At 32.8% G+C, this 18059-nt stretch carries 23 protein-coding genes; 16 read left to right on the top strand and 7 right to left on the bottom strand.

The genetic code is table 11. From position 1 onward, the window contains the following. Positions 1-157 (top strand): Rho termination factor N-terminal domain-containing protein (locus P8K68_RS04645; RefSeq protein WP_300248492.1); only part of this gene is annotated, 157 nt, incomplete at its 5' end. A gap of 22 nt (positions 158-179) precedes the next feature. Continuing rightward, complete coding sequence (gene rpmA / locus P8K68_RS04640; RefSeq protein ID WP_300248491.1) at positions 180-440, top strand: 50S ribosomal protein L27; 261 nt, start codon at positions 180-182, stop codon at positions 438-440. A gap of 337 nt (positions 441-777) precedes the next feature. Here rpmA and P8K68_RS04635 read toward each other — a convergent pair whose 3' ends face one another. From P8K68_RS04635 to P8K68_RS04625, 3 genes are all read right to left on the bottom strand, one after another. Further along, complete coding sequence (locus tag P8K68_RS04635; RefSeq protein WP_300248490.1) at positions 778-2049, bottom strand: Y-family DNA polymerase; 1272 nt, start codon at positions 2047-2049, stop codon at positions 778-780. A gap of 2 nt (positions 2050-2051) precedes the next feature. Then, the gene (locus P8K68_RS04630) at positions 2052-2417 is read right to left on the bottom strand and encodes a S24 family peptidase (protein ID WP_300248489.1); all 366 of its coding nucleotides are present in this window, start codon (positions 2415-2417) and stop codon (positions 2052-2054) included. A gap of 82 nt (positions 2418-2499) precedes the next feature. Beyond that, entirely contained in the window at positions 2500-2976 is a 477-nt protein-coding gene (locus P8K68_RS04625) for a DUF1569 domain-containing protein (protein WP_300248488.1), read from the bottom strand. A gap of 95 nt (positions 2977-3071) precedes the next feature. Here P8K68_RS04625 and P8K68_RS04620 point away from each other — a divergent pair, with 95 nt between their 5' ends. Further along, positions 3072-3344, top strand: a complete 273-nt coding sequence (locus tag P8K68_RS04620; RefSeq protein ID WP_300248487.1) for a hypothetical protein — start codon at positions 3072-3074, stop codon at positions 3342-3344. Between the two features lie 227 nt (positions 3345-3571). On the opposite strand, the gene ahcY is transcribed toward P8K68_RS04620, so the two are convergent. Then, complete coding sequence (gene ahcY / locus P8K68_RS04615; protein ID WP_300248486.1) at positions 3572-4888, bottom strand: adenosylhomocysteinase; 1317 nt, start codon at positions 4886-4888, stop codon at positions 3572-3574. A 132-nt stretch (positions 4889-5020) separates the two neighbouring features. On the opposite strand from ahcY, the gene P8K68_RS04610 reads away from it, so the two are divergent. From P8K68_RS04610 to P8K68_RS04575, 8 genes are all read left to right on the top strand, one after another. After that, complete coding sequence (locus tag P8K68_RS04610) at positions 5021-5647, top strand: 4'-phosphopantetheinyl transferase family protein (protein ID WP_300248485.1); 627 nt, start codon at positions 5021-5023, stop codon at positions 5645-5647. Continuing rightward, positions 5647-6372 carry a geranylgeranylglyceryl/heptaprenylglyceryl phosphate synthase gene (locus P8K68_RS04605; RefSeq protein WP_300248484.1) on the top strand — a complete coding sequence of 242 codons (726 nt, stop codon included), beginning with the start codon at positions 5647-5649 and terminating at the stop codon, positions 6370-6372. The genes P8K68_RS04610 and P8K68_RS04605 overlap by 1 nt, the downstream gene beginning before the upstream one ends. Before the next feature lie 122 nt (positions 6373-6494). Continuing rightward, the gene (locus tag P8K68_RS04600) at positions 6495-6755 is read left to right on the top strand and encodes a thiamine-binding protein (protein ID WP_300248483.1); all 261 of its coding nucleotides are present in this window, start codon (positions 6495-6497) and stop codon (positions 6753-6755) included. Continuing rightward, on the top strand, positions 6739-7371 hold the full coding sequence (gene pnuC, locus P8K68_RS04595; protein WP_300248482.1) for a nicotinamide riboside transporter PnuC: 633 nt from the start codon (positions 6739-6741) through the stop codon (positions 7369-7371). The genes P8K68_RS04600 and pnuC overlap by 17 nt, the downstream gene beginning before the upstream one ends. After that, complete coding sequence (locus tag P8K68_RS04590; RefSeq protein WP_300248481.1) at positions 7332-7901, top strand: ATP-binding protein; 570 nt, start codon at positions 7332-7334, stop codon at positions 7899-7901. The genes pnuC and P8K68_RS04590 overlap by 40 nt, the downstream gene beginning before the upstream one ends. Then, positions 7902-9461 carry a DUF4301 family protein gene (locus P8K68_RS04585; RefSeq protein WP_300248480.1) on the top strand — a complete coding sequence of 520 codons (1560 nt, stop codon included), beginning with the start codon at positions 7902-7904 and terminating at the stop codon, positions 9459-9461. A 153-nt stretch (positions 9462-9614) separates the two neighbouring features. Continuing rightward, the gene (gene arfB, locus P8K68_RS04580) at positions 9615-10022 is read left to right on the top strand and encodes an alternative ribosome rescue aminoacyl-tRNA hydrolase ArfB (RefSeq protein WP_300248479.1); all 408 of its coding nucleotides are present in this window, start codon (positions 9615-9617) and stop codon (positions 10020-10022) included. A gap of 290 nt (positions 10023-10312) precedes the next feature. Then, positions 10313-12490, top strand: coding sequence for a TonB-dependent receptor (locus tag P8K68_RS04575; protein WP_300248478.1), 2178 nt, complete (start codon positions 10313-10315; stop codon positions 12488-12490). Positions 12491-12541: 51 nt separating this feature from the next. Here P8K68_RS04575 and P8K68_RS04570 read toward each other — a convergent pair whose 3' ends face one another. Further along, positions 12542-12973: a hypothetical protein gene (locus P8K68_RS04570; RefSeq protein WP_300248477.1), complete on the bottom strand. Its 432-nt coding sequence runs from the start codon at positions 12971-12973 to the stop codon at positions 12542-12544. Positions 12974-13229: 256 nt separating this feature from the next. Here P8K68_RS04570 and greA point away from each other — a divergent pair, with 256 nt between their 5' ends. Beyond that, on the top strand, positions 13230-13703 hold the full coding sequence (gene greA, locus P8K68_RS04565) for a transcription elongation factor GreA (RefSeq protein WP_300248476.1): 474 nt from the start codon (positions 13230-13232) through the stop codon (positions 13701-13703). 50 nt (positions 13704-13753) lie between these two features. Continuing rightward, positions 13754-14143 carry an HIT family protein gene (locus P8K68_RS04560; protein ID WP_300248475.1) on the top strand — a complete coding sequence of 130 codons (390 nt, stop codon included), beginning with the start codon at positions 13754-13756 and terminating at the stop codon, positions 14141-14143. Here P8K68_RS04560 and P8K68_RS04555 read toward each other — a convergent pair. Beyond that, the gene (locus tag P8K68_RS04555) at positions 14138-14488 is read right to left on the bottom strand and encodes a hypothetical protein (RefSeq protein ID WP_300248474.1); all 351 of its coding nucleotides are present in this window, start codon (positions 14486-14488) and stop codon (positions 14138-14140) included. The two genes, P8K68_RS04560 and P8K68_RS04555, sit on opposite strands and share 6 nt — an antisense overlap. Positions 14489-14606: 118 nt before the next feature. Next, on the bottom strand, positions 14607-15758 hold the full coding sequence (locus tag P8K68_RS04550) for a HAMP domain-containing sensor histidine kinase (protein ID WP_300248473.1): 1152 nt from the start codon (positions 15756-15758) through the stop codon (positions 14607-14609). A gap of 125 nt (positions 15759-15883) precedes the next feature. Here P8K68_RS04550 and P8K68_RS04545 point away from each other — a divergent pair, with 125 nt between their 5' ends. The 3 genes from P8K68_RS04545 (at position 15884) to aat (ending at position 18001) form a co-directional block, all read left to right on the top strand. Next, positions 15884-16753: a flavin reductase family protein gene (locus P8K68_RS04545; protein WP_300248471.1), complete on the top strand. Its 870-nt coding sequence runs from the start codon at positions 15884-15886 to the stop codon at positions 16751-16753. 62 nt (positions 16754-16815) lie between these two features. Next, the gene (locus tag P8K68_RS04540; RefSeq protein ID WP_300248470.1) at positions 16816-17193 is read left to right on the top strand and encodes a DUF3127 domain-containing protein; all 378 of its coding nucleotides are present in this window, start codon (positions 16816-16818) and stop codon (positions 17191-17193) included. Between the two features lie 181 nt (positions 17194-17374). Next, complete coding sequence (gene aat / locus P8K68_RS04535) at positions 17375-18001, top strand: leucyl/phenylalanyl-tRNA--protein transferase (protein ID WP_300248469.1); 627 nt, start codon at positions 17375-17377, stop codon at positions 17999-18001. The last annotated feature ends 58 nt before the right edge of the window (positions 18002-18059 follow it).

The following is an 18059-nucleotide window of genomic DNA, read 5'->3' as shown; positions in this document are numbered from 1 at the left end:
CGCTAAACCCGCTGCAAAGAAAGCAGCACCGAAAGTAGAAGCAACAGATTACAGCAAAATGACTGTAGCCCAATTAAAAGCAGAAGCTAAGAAAAAAGGTGTTGAAGGTATTTCTGCGATGAAAAAAGCAGATTTAATAGCAGCTTTATCTAAATAAATAAATCCAAAACCATTGTATCATGGCACATAAAAAAGGAGTAGGTAGTTCAAAAAACGGTAGAGAGTCACACTCGAAACGTTTGGGAGTTAAAATTTTTGGTGGTCAAGCAGCACGTGCAGGTAATATCATTATCCGTCAACGTGGGACGGCTCACAACCCAGGTGAAAATGTTTACCTTGGAAAAGACCACACCCTTCACGCTCAAGTGGATGGATTGGTAAAGTTCACCAAGAAAAGAGACAACAAATCTTATGTTTCTATTGAGCCTTTTGAGGCTTAAGAAATTACTTTCTTGAAATTTTTAAAACCCCTTTCTGTTTACAGAGAGGGGTTTTAAATTTATGTAATGCCTCGTCCTGAAATAGCGTTATAAAATAGTCTTGATCCCTTGAATTTTTTTGGCAATTGCTAAAGCACCGCGCTTTACGCTATATCTTTCTGCGAAGCAGTCCCGAACTTGTTTCGGGATCTCATTATTTAGGAAGTTTTAGTTTGTTAGAATATATATAACATTAAAGCTTCTCACAAAGGATGCCGCTACAATCGCTATTGCAAATTTAGTACTCAGTAACAACTTTTTAGGAAGGATATTGAAAATCCGTATTAGATCATAATATTTAATCTTTGCCTATAGTAAGAAGCTCCTTCCATTGTGTGGTAAACCTAGGGCTACGATGTTCTTTAACTAATGCCCATTGTTTTTCTCGATTACCAACGGTGGCAAGTTTTACTTTGTTTTTACCAAACTTGCTATTTAAAGTGTCTATAGTTTTGGTTAATTTTTTATTTTCAATCTTAGAAGGTGCTGTAAATAAACTCAATTGAATTTGGTCTTCTGGAACCAGATTAAATAAATTCACACCAACTTTTTTGTACCGATACCCAGCTTTATAGATTTTTTTCAAACCCATTAAAGCTTGCTGGGTTAATTTAATGGTGCTATTTGTCGGGCTATCTAATGTAATAATAATTTTATTGTGATATTGTTTGTCGTAATCACTATAGTAATTAGTGGCTAAAAACACCTCTATTTGGTTTGCTGCACTTTTTTGTTGCCTTAATAAATCGGCAACTTCAGCCACATAATAACTGCAAGCTTCTTCAATTAATCCATAATCAGATAATTTACATCCAAAAGATTTGGCTGTACCAATCCCTTTTTTTGCATTAGGTAGCCTAACCATGTCTAAACAAGGTAAATTATTAAGTTCTCGCCAAAGGCGTTCGCCTATAACAGTTAGTTCTTTTCTCACCCAGGCGACTTCCATATTAGCAAAATCCCACGCTGTTTTTTTACCTTTATTTTCTATGCGAACCGTATGTTTTCTGCCAATACCCCAAATGTCTTTAATTTTAGAACTTACTAATAAATGCTTTCGTTTTTCTTCCGAATTGATAACATAAACATTATTGTTTTCAGGGATTTTTTTTGCAAACTTGTTGGCCATTTTTGCAAGCGACTTTGTTTTTGCAACGCCAACGCCAACAGGAATTCCTGTATTTTTGTATATGGTGTCTTTTATTTTATGAGCGATATCCTCTAACTCCTCATTCTTGTAATAGGATAGGTCTATAAAACTTTCATCAATGCTATACTCTTCTATTAATGGAGAAAACTTTTTTAGAGTATCCATAACTCTACGAGACATATCACTATAGAGCGTATAGTTAGATGAAAAACATACCACGTTATTATCATCTAGTACTTTTTTAATTTTAAATATGGGCTGAAACATAGGAATGTCTGTTAATGCTTTAGCTTCTTTATTTGCAGCAATAATACAGCCATCGTTATTACTTAAAACTACAACAGGTTTATTTTGTAAATCAGGCCTAAAAACCTGCTCACAAGAGGCGTAAAAACTATTACAATCTACAAGGGCAATCATAGTTATAAAACAGATTTAATAATGTAAGTGATAACGCCCCAGATTTGCAATTTGGTTGTGCTACCATGTTCTATTCTAACAATTTTAAACGCTTCGTCTTGAATAACAATAACTAACTGGTTTTTTTTTGGTGTTAAAGCCTTGTCGATAATAAGCACATCGTTTTTAAAGATGTTGAAATCTGAAAAAGAATCATCAATCACTCTTACATAAAAACTTGAAGATGCGTTTTCAATCAGTACATCATTAAGATCTATTCTAGGCTCAGTGTAGTGTGTTGCAGGACTAGAAAATCCAGTTTGTATAGGGCGTACAACCCTGTAGTTTTTTTTTGATTTTTTAATTTGATGTGCTTGGGGACTTTTCATGCATTAAAATTAAAAGAAATATAAATACATTATTGTTAATTCTGAATAAAGAATTAACAATTTTGAAGTTTCTTTAGTGTGCTTATTTTTTATTTAAAATATCATGGATGATTTTTAAATGATGATTGGTGTGCATTTCTAAAAAACGAAGCGTTTGTTTTTTGGTTAGCATCCCAAATATAAAATGTTTGAAATAAGATTTTTCAGGAAGTGTTTCTAGTTTTTTAATATGTGCTCTTGCGGATTGTAATTGACTTTTTAAATCTTCAGTTTCAATAATTTCTGGAGGCAATACATATTTAGGTGCTTTTACTTTGCCTCTAGGGAAATAGCCTATTGGAAATAAAACACTGCGCCAAATGCTAAATTTAAATTTATAATCGTTTGGATTTGAGTTTTTAGTCCACTCGCTAACGGCATTAAAAACCTTTAAAGCATGATCTAATTGCCAACCAATAGTAGACTTTGAAACGGTATCATCTTTAAGCCCTTTATTGGGTATGTTCTTCTCTATTTGAGATAAGAGTTGGTTCAGTATTTCAATACGATTTTTTGTCATTGATGAAATTTTTTTAAAAAGGTATTAATTAAATTCTTAACTTTAAGCTATTGCATTCGCAATTTGTGATTTGTATAACTTGAAATTATTTGATTATGCTGCCATTTAGATCTGAAATTAGAAACTCCCCAACACAACCAACCATTAAGATTTTTTTAAGTGATGAATCTTTGGATGGAAGAATTAAAAAGCACTTAGAGCATTTTAAAGAAATAGAAACTATTGAAATAAGGGAAAGTATTGGTCAAAACCGAGTAGGTGAAAATATTACTATATTTTTAAAAGAAGGTGTTGATATTAATAAAATGCAACAATCTATAGAATCTAGTTTATGGTGGTATTTTGAAGAGGATATGGTTGATAAATAGAAGTTGTGTATACTACGTTAGGGATTGAGGCATTTGTTGAAGCTCTTTTTGTGTTGTTGCACCTATGCAACACAAAAAAGCGACTGCCGAAAGCCCGACCCCTTTTCGGGGTAACGCCCAAATAAAAAAATCCCAAATCCAGATAACTATCGGGATTTGGGATTCTAATTTATAATTCTAGTTAAAACAATGAGACTGCCACGTCGCTAACTCCTTGCAATAACGTTTTAATATCTGTAATGCTCTGGCTTGTATGGTCCATCAACAGTTACACCAATGTAACTTGCTTGATCATCACGAAGTTCTGTAAGCTCTACACCAATTTTTGCTAAGTGTAATTTTGCTACTTTTTCGTCTAATGCTTTTGGGAGCATATACACATCATTTTGGTAAGCATCTGCATTAGTCCAAAGTTCGATTTGTGCTAAAGTCTGGTTTGTAAATGAGTTACTCATTACAAAACTTGGGTGGCCTGTAGCGCAACCTAGGTTTACCAAGCGCCCTTCGGCAAGAATAATAACATCTTTTCCGTCGATGGTATATTTATCTACTTGAGGTTTGATGGTGTTTTTGGTATGTCCGTAGTTTTTATTTAACCAAGCCATATCAATTTCGTTATCAAAATGACCAATGTTACAAACGATGGCTTTGTCTTTTAAAGCTTCGAAATGGCGACTTTGAATGATATCTTTATTTCCTGTAGTTGTAATTACAATATCTGAATTGGCAATAACAGTTTCTAGTCGTTTTACTTCAAAGCCATCCATAGCGGCTTGAAGTGCACAAATAGGGTCGATTTCTGTAACGGTTACAATACTTCCTGCGCCTTTAAAAGAGGCTGCTGTACCTTTACCAACATCGCCATAACCGCAAACAGTTACGCGTTTTCCAGCAAGCATAGTATCAGTAGCACGACGGATAGCATCTACAGCACTTTCTTTACAGCCGTATTTATTATCAAATTTAGATTTTGTAACAGAATCATTTACGTTAATGGCAGGCATTGTTAATGTGCCGTTTTTTACACGCTCGTAAAGTCTGTGAACACCTGTTGTAGTTTCTTCGCTTAAACCTTTAATTCCTGCAGATAATTCTGGGTATTTATCTAAAACCATGTTGGTTAGATCGCCACCATCATCAAGAATCATATTAAGTGGTTTTCTGTCTTCACCAAAAAATAAGGTTTGCTCGATACACCAATCAAATTCTTCTTCTGTCATGTCTTTCCATGCGTAAACAGAAGTTCCAGCAGCAGCAATTGCAGCAGCAGCTTGATCTTGCGTTGAGAATATGTTACAAGAACTCCAAGTTACTTCAGCTCCTAGAGCTTGTAAAGTTTCAATTAAAACCGCAGTTTGGATAGTCATGTGTAAACATCCAGCAATACGCGCACCTTTTAGTGGTTGTTCGTTTTTGTATTCTTCACGAAGACTCATTAGACCTGGCATTTCAGCTTCAGCTAACTCTATTTCTTTTCGTCCCCAATCAGCAAGAGATAAATCTTTTACTTTGCTAGCTACGTAAGGAATTGTTTTTGTACTCATAGTAATTTTTCTTTTGTTTTTAAATGCTAAGCTTCATTGTGTTTAGAACTTAAAATACTTAAATTCGCTTCTAGAAAAAACACTTTTCTGCTTAGAGGTTGCAAAGATAACTATTAACTTTTAGAATATTAAATGCCGTTATATAAAACCATTACTCCAAATTCACAAACTACTGTTAAAATCTGGAAGATTGCGGAGTCTTATAAGGATTTAATGGAGAAGGTTAGTTTGAAGCCAGTTGCTTTAGACCGTGTTTTAGGGATGAAAAGTGAATTGCATCAGCGCGGGTTTTTAAGTGTACGCCATTTATTGCAAGAATTTGGATATACAGATGCAGATTTGTTTTATGATGAAAACGGAAAACCGCATTTAAGGGATGGTAAAAAGATTTCTATTACCCATTCGTTTAATTTTTCGGCAGTTATTGTTAGTGATTTGATAGTTGGGATTGATATTGAAAAACAACGTGATAAGATTAGTGTTATAGCGCACAAATTTATTGATTATGAGTTTGATTATTTAAATAAAGACGCTGCTGATTATATTAAGACACTCACAGCAATTTGGTGTGTTAAAGAATCACTTTACAAACTTTTTTGTACACCCGGATTGAGTTTTAAACAGCATTGTTTAGTCATCCCGTTTTCAAAAGACGATAATGAAACCATCGCTTGGGTTGATTATGAAGCGAAAAAATACCGTTACAATATTCACTTTTTAGAGTTTGAAGGATTTACATGTGCTTACGCAATTGCTTAATGAATTTGATATATAAAAACATACAAGATTCTATTAGTAAAAATCAAAAATTATTGGCAGTATTAATTGATCCTGATAAATTTTCAATTAAAAATACGACTTGTTTTATTGAAAAAGTGAATGCATCTATCGCCACGCATATTTTTATTGGAGGAAGTATTGTTGATGAAGACGCTACAGATCGTTTAGTTTCAGAAATTAAAGAGCACACGACCTTACCAATTGTTTTATTTCCCGGAGATATTAGTCAAATAACCGATAAAGCAAATGGATTGTTGTTTTTATCTTTACTTTCGGGGAGAAACTCAGACTATTTAATTGGGAAACATGTAGAGGCAGTTTCAAAATTGGAAAATACAAATTTGGAAGTCATTTCAACAGGTTATATTTTAATTGAAAGCGGTAAGGAAACAGCTGTACAAATGGTTACAGGTACTAAGCCAATGCACAGAGAACATATTCAGAGTATAGTTGATACCGCAAAAGCAGGACAGTTTTTAGGAATGAAGCTTATGTATTTAGAAGCGGGAAGCGGTGCTAAAGAACCCTTAACTCCTACTATTATTAAAAGGGTTAAACAAGAAATGGATATTCCTTTAATCGTAGGCGGGGGTATTAGAAGTAAAGCTCAATTAGAAAATGCCTATCATGCTGGGGCAGATTTGATTGTTATTGGGACAGCCTTTGAAGAAGATGAAATGTTTTTTGAAGAGATAAAAAAATAGCCACTAATGCACGAATTTAATTGGGTAAAACTGAAAAAAAAAATTTAATTTGTGGTAAAAAATAATGAAGTTTAACATAACAGTTTCTTTCCTTTGGGGAGATTAAGAAGGGCTTTGAGCTTATGAAAATATCAGTAGAATTAACCTTAACACCATTGCATGACGATTACGAACCGGCCATCATTCATTTTATTAAAAAACTAAGAGCATCAAACTTAAAAGTGCTTGAAAACCCATTAAGCACTCAAGTTTATGGTGATTATGATGATGTGATGCATCTACTTACTACCGAAATAAAAGAAGCTTTCGAATTAATTGAAAGAGGTCTTTTGTATATGAAAATTGTAAAATCAGACAGACACGATTATGAACCTCATTTTTGAGTTTTTCTTCGGGCAATATGCTGGATATGAAACTATAGATATTGTTCTAGAAATTGTAGCCGTAATTTTTGGTTTCCTTTCTGTTTGGTTTTCAAAACAGAACAAGGTTTTGGTGTTTCCCACGGGTATGATAAGTACTATTATTTTTGTGTATTTATTACTTAAGTGGGAATTGTTAGGCGATATGATGATTAATGCTTATTATTTTATAATGAGTGTTTATGGTTGGTATATATGGACAAGAAAAGTGGATGATGAACATGTTACTCCAATTTCTAGAATGTCTTTCAACGAAAAAAAAATAAGTATAGCCATCTTTTTAGCAACCTTACTATTTGTTTACTTAGTTTACCAAGCGTTTGATAAATGGACGAGTTGGGTAGCTTATATTGACACCATAACTACAGCTATATTTTTTGTAGGTATGTGGTTAATGGCAAGGCGGAAGCTAGAAAACTGGATTTTCTGGATTATTGGAGACTTTATTTCTATTCCTTTGTATTTTTATAAAGGATTTACATTTACTAGTTTACAGTATTTAGGATTTACATTTATTGCCGTTTTTGGATATTTTGCATGGAAGAAAAGTATAAACAACAACCCGCTAACTGCGTAAAAGTAGTTTTGTTTGGTCCAGAATCTACTGGAAAAACAACACTATCTCGTCAATTGGCGCGTCATTATAACTCGGTTTGGGTACCAGAATATGCGCGTGAATATCTTCAAAAAAAATGGAATGATGAGCGTAAAACATGCGAGCCACATGATTTGTTACCCATTGCTGAAGGACAAATAAAACTTGAAAACGAATTGGCAAAAAAAACAGATTCTGTTTTAATTTGCGATACCGATTTGTTAGAAACCAAAGTGTATGCTGAGGCATATTATTTGGGAAGTTGCGACCCGATTCTTGAAAAACATGCATTAGGAAATTCGTACGATTTGTATTTTTTAACTTATATTGATACACCATGGGAAGCTGATGATTTGCGGGATAAGCCAGAGCATAGAAAAGACATGTTTGAAGCTTTTCAAAGCGCTTTAGAAAAATATAAAAAAACTTATGTACTTTTAAAAGGAGATAAAAAAACGCGTTTAGAAACCGCTGTGAAACATATTGACAAACTATTAAATATCAAAGTATAAATGTTTTCAAATAAAGATATTCAACAAATAAAAAGTAAAGGCATTACAATTGATGAGGTAAATGCACAAGTATCACGATTAAAAGATGGTATGTCTTTTTCTGCTTTAGTTGCTGCTGCGACTATTGGAAAGGGAATTGAGCGTTATGATGAAACCGAAACACAAGAATTTATAGGCTTGTACGAAGCTAAACAAAATGAATATTCTATAATTAAGTTTGTTCCAGCTTCAGGCGCTGCAACTAGAATGTTTAAATTTTTGTTTCAGTTTTTAAAAAATTTCAAGTCTTCAAAAGAGAGTATTGAAAAGTATGCAGACAGGAAGAATGATGCATTAATTTTTACTTTTATTGAAGAGTTAAAGCAGTTTCCGTTTTACGATGAGGTTTTGTCTAAAATTAAAAAATCGAATCCCGATTTTGATACTTTATCTGAAGATGAAAAATGTTTACAGTTTGTAAAAACGATGCTTGATGAAAACGGACTTAACTATAGTTTTCTTCCAAAGGGCTTGTTGCCATTTCATAAATATGAAGAAAAAGTAAAAACAGCCTTTGAAGAGCACTTGTTTGAATCCACACTATATGCGTCTTCTAACGGAAAAGCAAACCTCCATTTTACGGTTTCTAAAGACCATCAATTATATTTTACAAATGAGTTAAGTCGCATAAGAGAAGCGCTAGAAAAGCAAACAAATACCATATTTAATGTGTCTTTTTCATATCAAAATGAAGCTACTGAAACAGTGGCGCTAACAAAAAAAGATGAGGTGTTTAGAAAGGAAGATGGATCTATATTATTTAGACCTGCTGGACATGGAGCGCTTTTAGAAAATTTAAATCATTTAAATAATGACTTAATTTTTATTAAAAACATTGATAATATTGTTGTGTCAAATAGAAATATTGGCGTTTCTGATTACAAGAAATTATTAGCAGGTGTGCTAATTGAAGCCCAAGAAAAGGTGTTTAAATACATGCACAAATTGGATTCTGGAAATTTAACTGATACAGATTTTAAAGTAATGGCTTTATTTTTAAGGTACAGGCTAAATGTGCCTATTACTATTGATTTTGAGGATTTTACTGCTGAGGAAAAAGTAAAATATTTAAAAGATAAATTGAATAAACCTATGCGTGTTTGTGGCATGGTTAAAAACCAAGGGGAACCTGGTGGTGGTCCGTTTTGGGTTAAGGATAAGCATGGTAATATATCGTTACAAATAGTTGAGTTTGCTCAGATTAATTTTAGCAAAAAAAATCAACAAAGTATTGTTTATAAAGCAACGCATTTTAATCCTACAGATTTAGTTTGTGGCGTTAAAAATTATAAAGGCGAAAAATTTGACTTGACAAAGTTTGTGGATTCTGAAGCTGCTTTTATTACTACGAAAACTCAAAATGGAGTAGATATAGATGCTTTAGAGCTTCCTGGATTATGGAATGGAAGTATGGCGTACTGGAATTCCATTTTTGTAGAAGTACCTCTTGAAACGTTTAATCCGGTAAAAACAGTAAATGATTTACTGCAACCTGTGCATCAAGTATCCCATACCAATTAGGTTTTAAAATGAGCTATAAATAATTTGAATTATTTCTTTTTCAGATAAAATAGAAAATTAAAGGATAGCCATAGTTACGATTTTATTTTATATTGAAATATGGGCGAGATAGAAACGAATTATATAGTTTATTTTAAAACCTAATTGGTATTTATGTTTGATGAGGAAACCATACTGAAAGAATTAACTTTTAAAGCCATAAGAAGTTCGGGCAGTGGTGGGCAACATGTAAATAAAGTATCTTCAAAAGTTGAATTAACGTTTAATTTGTCAGACACGCTATTGTTTAATTACGATCAAAAAGAACGTCTTTTCAGAAAACTTCAAAACAGATTAACAAAAGAAGGTTTGCTGATTTTACAATGTGGAGAAAGCCGGAGCCAGCATAAAAACAAAGACATTATAATAAAACGTTTTTTTGCCTTAATAAAAGATGCTTTAAAAGTTCCAAAAAGGCGTCGCCCAACAAAAGTCCCAAAGTCTGTGATTAGAAAACGACTTAAAAGTAAACGAAAACACTCTGAAAAGAAGGCAAATAGACAAAAACCAGATTTCGACTAAAAAAATCGAAAATCGTAAATCGAAATTCAGAAATCTAACATATCTTTGCCTCGTTCTCAAAAAAGGGGTGCCTATTATCGGCTGAGATCATACCCATTGAACCTAGAACAGGTAATGCTGTTTAGGAAATAAAATGTACCGTCATTGCGAAGTCATTTTTTAATGACTGTGGCAATCTGTTAAAAAGGAAGAGATTACCACGACGTAAAAATTCATCGTAATGACAAAAAACTAATTATTAACAATAAAGAATAATGACCTCTTTTTATTCGATTATAAACATAATCGTAATGAAAAATTTATTTCTTTTTTTAACACTACTCGTGTTATCAGTCAGTGCTAATGCACAACAAAATCAAAAATCACAAGATTCAACTAAAACAGAAAAACTAGATGAAGTTTTAGTAAATGCTGTTCGTGTAAATGCAGATTCGCCAATTACACATTCCAATGTTTCTAAGGAAGAACTTGCAAAGCGTAATTTGGGGCAGGATATTCCTGTATTATTAAACTATTTGCCTTCTGTAGTCACCACAAGTGATGCGGGAGCTGGAATAGGCTATACCGGTATTCGTATTAGAGGGGTGAGTAGTGAGTCTACAAACATCACTATAAACGGAATACCTTATAACGATGCTGAGAGCTTAGGTACGTTTTGGGTAAATTTACAGGATTTCTCATCATCTATTGAGAATCTTCAAGTACAACGTGGTGTAGGAACATCAACAAACGGGTCTGGTGCTTTTGGAGCAAGTGTGAATATTTTAACTGATGCTGTTAGTAAAGAAGCTTCGGCTTCAATTTCTAATAGTTATGGTAGTTTTAATTCGCTTAGACACAATGTGAAGTTTAGCACTGGATTATTGAATGACCATATTGAACTTTCAGGGCGATTATCAAAAATCACTTCGGATGGGTTTATTGATAGAGCAAGTTCAGATTTAAAATCGTATTTCTTACAAGGAACTTATAAAGATGATAAAAGATTAATTAAAGCACTTGCGTTTGGCGGACAAGAAGTTACTTATCAAGCATGGTATGGTGTTGATGTATTTACCATTGATTCTGACAGAACATATAATGTTGCAGGAACCATTATGGATGATGCAGGAATTATTACAGGCTTTTATGATGACCAGGTAGATAATTATAAGCAAGATCATTATCAATTGCATTGGAATGAACGATTTGATAATACACTTTCTTTAAACATTGGATTGAATTATACCAACGGAAGAGGGTTTTATGAGGAATATATAGATGATTACTTTTATACTAATGTGTTTTTCTCTGATGATTCTCAGCGTTCTTTTATTGGCTTAAATCCTATTACTGTTGAAGGGAATGTTGTTGAAAGTATGGATTATGCCAGAAGACGCTGGCTAGATAACAACTTCTATGTTGCTAATGCAAGCTTAAATTATAAGAATGAAAATTTAGATTTAGTCACTGGAGGTTCTTTCAGTTTATATGAAGGCGACCATTTTGGGGAAGTAATTTGGGCTCAATATGCTGTAAGTATTCCTAAAGATTATCGTTATTATTTTGGGCAAGGCATAAAAAGAGATGCTAGTGGATTTGCTAAAGCAACGTATCAACTCAATGAAAAAGTAAGCCTATATGGTGATGTTCAGTATAGACATGTAGATTATAAAACCACAGGTATAGACTCTAAACGTAACCCTTTTGAAATTGACGAGACATACAATTTTATAAATCCAAAAGTTGGAGTAAGTATCAATTTAAACGAACAAACGAATGTGTATGCTTCTTATGCAAGAGCAAATAGAGAACCAAGTAGAACAGATTTTGAAAACAGTGCAGAGGTTAATCCTGAGCAATTAAATGATTTTGAATTAGGGTATAGATATGCAAGTAAAAACATAAAGTTTAATGCAAATGCTTACTTAATGTATTATAATGATCAGTTGGTTTTAACAGGCGCTATTGATGATGTAGGAGCGCCAATAAGAGCCAATGCAGGAGAAGGTTATAGAGCAGGTTTTGAGTTAGAGGCTGTTATTGGAGTAACAGATAATTTTAGCGTTCAGTCTAATGCAACAATCAGTAGAAATCGTAATTTGAATAAAGGACAGTTTTTAGATGGTAATAAATTAGGCGAAACAGATATAGCCTATTCTCCAGATGTTATTACTACTTCAGCATTAAATTATACGCCAATTAAAGACTTGCAATTATCACTTATAGGAAAATATGTTGGAGAGCAGTTAATGAATAATATAGGAGATAAAGCCTCGAATTTAGAAGCTTATAGTGTTGTTGATTTTAATTTGAATTATGAATTTAAACCTAAAGCAATTTTTAAATCCATTTTAATTAATGGGATGTTAAATAACGTTTTGGGTGAAGAATATAATGCTAATGGTTTTGATTATGGTGGCGGATTTTATGTATATTATCCGCAAGCTAGAACTAACTTTTTGGTAGGTGTTACGTTGAAATTTTAAGAAATATTAAAGGAGAAAAAGCGTGGTTGGTATTATATTAACTGCGCTTTTTTAGTTAAAAATTAAAAGGGTGTTTCCTGTTTGTTGAACACGATAATTTCTTAAAGCACATCTTAAATCATTTTGTCCAACAGCCGTTCCGTTAACCAATTCATATTTATTAGCATCTTCACAACCACAAGTTGCAAAAAGCCCCTCAGGAGCCAAAACTGAGCAACTACTTTGTTGATGATTAGGATCTGCAGCATCCCAAGCATAGAAATCTTTACCGGTGGTTGTAGATATTATAATGCCAGCATTTCCTTCGTTTGGGACATAAACGGAATTACCAGGAAAAAGAAGTTCTGTGAAAGGAAATAAATTAAGATCTATTTGTCGATTAACCCCAATATCTAGTAAGAATCTACAGTTTCTATCATCGTTAGAATTACCGCTGCAAGACAGTAAAAAAGTAAATAATATTAGGCTAAAAAATGTTTTCATAAGTCTATGATAATTTAAATGCAATTTACAATAAAAAGCAAATTGCCTATTTAAATATTTTGTATATTTTCTTAGAATGGTTTTTAATTTTAAATAAGGCTTAAGGTAAAGTCTATTCATGTTTTCAATACATATTTAACTAAAATTTTGTACTTTTGTTAAAATCTCGTGTATGCGGGATTTTTTTATTTGCTGAATGCTTCAATGCGTTATTTGAAGTTTCTCAGCATCTTTTATTAAGTAAAACGATGAAGTTATGAGTAAAGTATCATACTACACACCTGAGGGATTAAAAAAATTAAGAAACGAGTTAAGACAACTTAAAGATGTAGAGCGCGTAAAGGCCTCAAAAGCTATTGCTGAAGCTAGAGATAAAGGCGATTTAAGTGAGAACGCAGAATACGATGCTGCTAAAGAAGCCCAAGGGATGTTAGAAATGCGTATTTCTAAATTAGAAGACGCTTTAGCTGGTGCTCGTATTATTGATGAGTCTCAGTTAGATAATTCTAAAGTATTGGTGCTATCGAAAGTGAAAATAAAAAATCAAACCAATGGTATGGAAATGAATTATACCTTGGTTGCGGATGGGGAAGCAGATTTAGCTTCAGGAAAAATATCGGTTAATTCTCCAATAGGAAAAGGCTTATTAGGTAAATCAGTTGGTGATGTTGCTGAAATACAAGTGCCTAATGGTACTATGAAATTTGATATTATAGAAATAACAAGATAAATTAAAAAGACCTTTCAGGTTTTAAAAACCTGAAAGGTCTCAGAAAACATATGGCTTCCATATTCACAAAAATAGTAAACGGCGAAATGCCCTGTTATAAAATAGCAGAGACTGACGATTTTTTGGCATTTCTTGATGTGAATCCAAATGCTAAAGGACATACGCTTTGTATTCCAAAAAAAGAAGTCGACAAAATTTTCGATTTAGATGAAGCCACTTATACTGGCTTAATGAGTTTTTCAAGAACGGTTGCTTTGGGCTTAAAAAAAGTAGTGCCTTGTAAGCGCATTGGCATAAGCGTTATTGGTTTAGAAGTGCCGCATGCACACGTGCATTTAATTCCATTGCACTCTATGGATGATGCACGATTTATTCAGAAAGTAAAATTATCTTCAGAAGAATTTGAGGCTTTAGCAAAAGCTATCAAAGCGCAATTATAAATTCATATAAAATATTAAAAATACTATAAGAATAATTATTGCTGTAGTTATTCCAAGGGCAATCCAAGACACTTTTTTTAAATATGTTGAGGGCTTATTTGGGTTGAAAGCCTTTTTCTGATATTCAAAAACACGATCAATATCATCCGTCCATTGCACAGGGTAAATTACAGATTTACATGTGTTACAAGAAATCTCATGGTGTATCACAGAAGTTACCGATTTGTAGTATTTCGTTTCTTTTATTTTTTGTTTAAAAGTTAAGCGTAAACCATCTTTACTAAAACACTCCGGACAATTATTTTTTAGTGCCACTTCTTTAACATCAATTAGTTTTTCATCCATACAAATTAGTGTTTAGTTAAAAAAAACATACTAATCTTTCGCCTTGTGGTTTCCTTTGGAATTGTTATTCCTGAAAAAAACGGAAATTTAAATAAAGAATTTGGATACCAGAAATTCTTTATAGTGCACGTTTTAAACTTATTTGTAAGGTACTACCTTTTTCTTTTTCAGATTGTAAAACTTTAATCTTTCCGTTATGGAAATCTTCAATAATACGTTTAGATAGAGATAAACCTAAGCCCCAACCACGCTTTTTTGTTGTATAACCGGGTTCAAAAATGGTGTTAAAATGTTTTTTTAAAATGCCTTTTCCAGTATCTGTAACACTAACTTTTACATCATTTTCAAGTTGCGAAATTTCAACGGTAAGTTTTCCTCTTCCTTTCATGGCATCAATGGCATTTTTTACTAGGTTTTCAATAGTCCAACTGTATAATTGTTTATTTAGATTTACTGGAATTTCACCTTTAGGGACTATAAGTTCAAAATCAATAAGTTTTGATGACCGCGTTTTTAAGTAATCATAAGCCTCTATAGTTTCCTTTATAATATCAGCTTTTTCTAAAGTAGGCAAAGATCCTATTTTGCTAAAACGTTCTGCAATGGTGCTTAAACGGTTTACGTCTTTTTCCATTTCAGTAATATATTCTGGATTTATATGTTCCGTTTTTAATAGTTCAGTCCAACCAATTAAAGAGGATAAAGGTGTGCCAATTTGATGTGCTGTTTCTTTGGCCATACCAGACCATAATTTGTTTTGAGTAGCATTTTTATTACTACTGTAAAAAAAGAAAATTACAGCCCCAAATAAAACAACAATAAGTATTAATGCTAAGGGGTAATATTTTAGTTTATTTAATAAGGGTGAGTTTCCGTAATATATGGTGGAGTAAATTTCACCTTGATATCTTATTTCAATAGGTTTGTTTTCGCCTTTAAATATCTCAATTAGTTTTTTAACATATAAAGCGTCTTTAATTTTGTTTTCATCAATATTATTTGAGCTACTTAAATTCCCTTCTTTATCTACAACAATCATAGGCGTAGAAGTATTACTGTTTAAAATTTTAAGCGTAAGATTTAAATTGGTGTTTGTATCAGAATTAACAAACTCGGTTTGTGCAAAAGACCAATTTTCCATTTTGTTACGCTCCTCATCTTTAAAATGCTGAAAAAACTCATATGTTTTCCATAGAATAAGAGAAACAATGGCAAAGGAGGTAATAATAATTATCCAACGGAAAGCATTACTATGTTTTGTAAAAATCATTTGTACTAAATTGGTATTAACTTGTAATATAATGCAAATCTGTTAATATTATTGTCCAAGTTGTTAGTAAGTCTGTTTTTAGATGCGTTATAGATTAATTACATTTGTTAAAATTATAAAGGCGAATGCTGTCATTAGATCCAAAAAGCTTATCAACCAGTAAATTACACGGTTATTTGTTGAGTGCTGTAGCGCCAAGACCTATAGCCTTTGCAAGTACAGTTGATGCTGATGGAAACCCAAACTTGTCACCATTTAGTTTTTTTAATGTATTTAGTGCAAATCCACCAATACTAATTTTTTCTCCTGCTAGACGCATAAGAGATAATACGATTAAGCATACTTTAATAAATGCTGAAGCCACAAAAGAAGTAGTTATTAACGTGGTGAATTTTGATATGGTGCATCAAATGTCATTAAGTAGTACAGAGTATCCTGAGGGGGTTAATGAGTTTGAGAAATCAGGATTAACTATGCTTAAGTCGGATATCGTAAAGCCATTTAGAGTTGGTGAAGCACCAGTGCAGTTTGAGTGTAGAGTAAATGACATTATTAAATTAGGAACTGAGGGAGGTGCTGGAAATTTAATTATATGTGAAGTGGTTAAACTACATATTGATGAAGAGGTACTTGATGATAATGAGGCTATCGACCAAAAAAAAATAGATTTAGTAGCTAGAGCAGGAGGCAGTTATTACAGTCGTGCTAAAGAAGGTTTTTTTGAAATACCAAAACCACTTTCAACCATAGGGATTGGTGTTGATGCTTTTCCAGACCATGTTAAAAACAGCATGATTTTAACAGGAAATAATTTAGGAATGTTGGCAAATATTAAAGCATTACCAAATGAAGAAAGTGTAAATGCTTTTGTTGAAGAAGTAGGAGGGAGATATCCAAATATCAAAACGGCAACACATAGAGAAAAACATAAACTGGCACGTAACTATCTCAGTTTTGGAGATATTGAAAGTGCATGGAAAATATTACTATCTTAGAGTAGTTAAAAAATAATTTTAGAGAATAATTAATAACAAAGTAAATAATTAATTACGAATACATGGAAGTTCAAGGAAGAATAAAAATGGTTGGAGAAACTCAAACTTTTGGAAGTAATGGGTTTAGAAAAAGAGAAGTTGTAGTAACAACTGAAGAGCAATACCCACAGCACATCATGGTGGAATTTGTTCAAGATAAAACAGATTTGCTAAACAGCTATAAAGTAGGGCAACAAGTTAAAATAAACATTAATTTACGTGGTAGAGAATGGGTTAACCCTCAAGGGGAGACTAAATATTTTAACTCTATTCAAGGATGGAGAATAGAAGCATTACAATCTGAGGCAGGAGGCGAAAACATGCCCCCAGTACCGCCAGCAGATGCTTTTGAGCCTGCAGGCGATTTAAAAGAAGAAGATCACGACGATTTACCGTTTTAATTTAAAAAAACGCCTTCCTTTTTTAAGGTAAGGTGTCTTTTGATTCTAAGGAATCAAAAGACGGAAGGGGTCATGAAAATTATCTAAAATATAAATTTTTGTAATTCTCGTAAAAACACAAATCTCATAAAATAAACCTCAATGTTTAATTTAACGTTGAGGTTTTTTAAATTGACTCCAAATGCATTACCTAAATGAAAATATATGGTTTCCAGATGTTAATAAAGCTACTCCAGAAGGCTTATTAGCTGTTGGAGGCGATTTGTCTACTGAGCGGTTACTGCTAGCTTATAAAAAGGGGGTTTTTCCATGGTTTGAAACTGATGAGCCAATTTTGTGGTGGTCTCCAGATCCCCGATTTGTTTTGTTTCCAGAAAAACTAAAAGTTTCAAAAAGCATGAAACAAATCATGAGAAATCGAGATTATAAGATTACTGTAAATAAGGATTTTAAAGCGGTAATTTCCGAATGTGCTTTTGTGAAACGAAACGGACAAGAAAGTACTTGGGTTACAGATACGATGATTGAAGCGTATACAAATCTTCATGAATTAGGCTATGCCAAGTCTGTTGAAGTTTGGAAAGATGATAGTTTAGTTGGAGGGCTTTATGGTGTTGATATAAGTAATGGTGTGTTTTGTGGTGAAAGTATGTTTACTAAAGAAAGCAATGCTAGTAAAGTTGGATTTATTTCGTTTGTTCAGAATACGGATTACAAACTTATAGATTGTCAGGTTTACACCAATCACTTGCAAAGTTTGGGAGCTGAGGAGATTTCTAGAGCAGAGTTCTTATCCATAATAAATTGATAAAAGTCATATTAAATGCATAAAAAATTGTTGATATTAGTGCCTTATTTATAAATAT

It is taken from the genome of Algibacter sp., assembly GCF_029245835.1.
Lineage (GTDB): Bacteria > Bacteroidota > Bacteroidia > Flavobacteriales > Flavobacteriaceae > Algibacter_B.
This window is presented reverse-complemented; position numbering and strand designations above follow the sequence as displayed.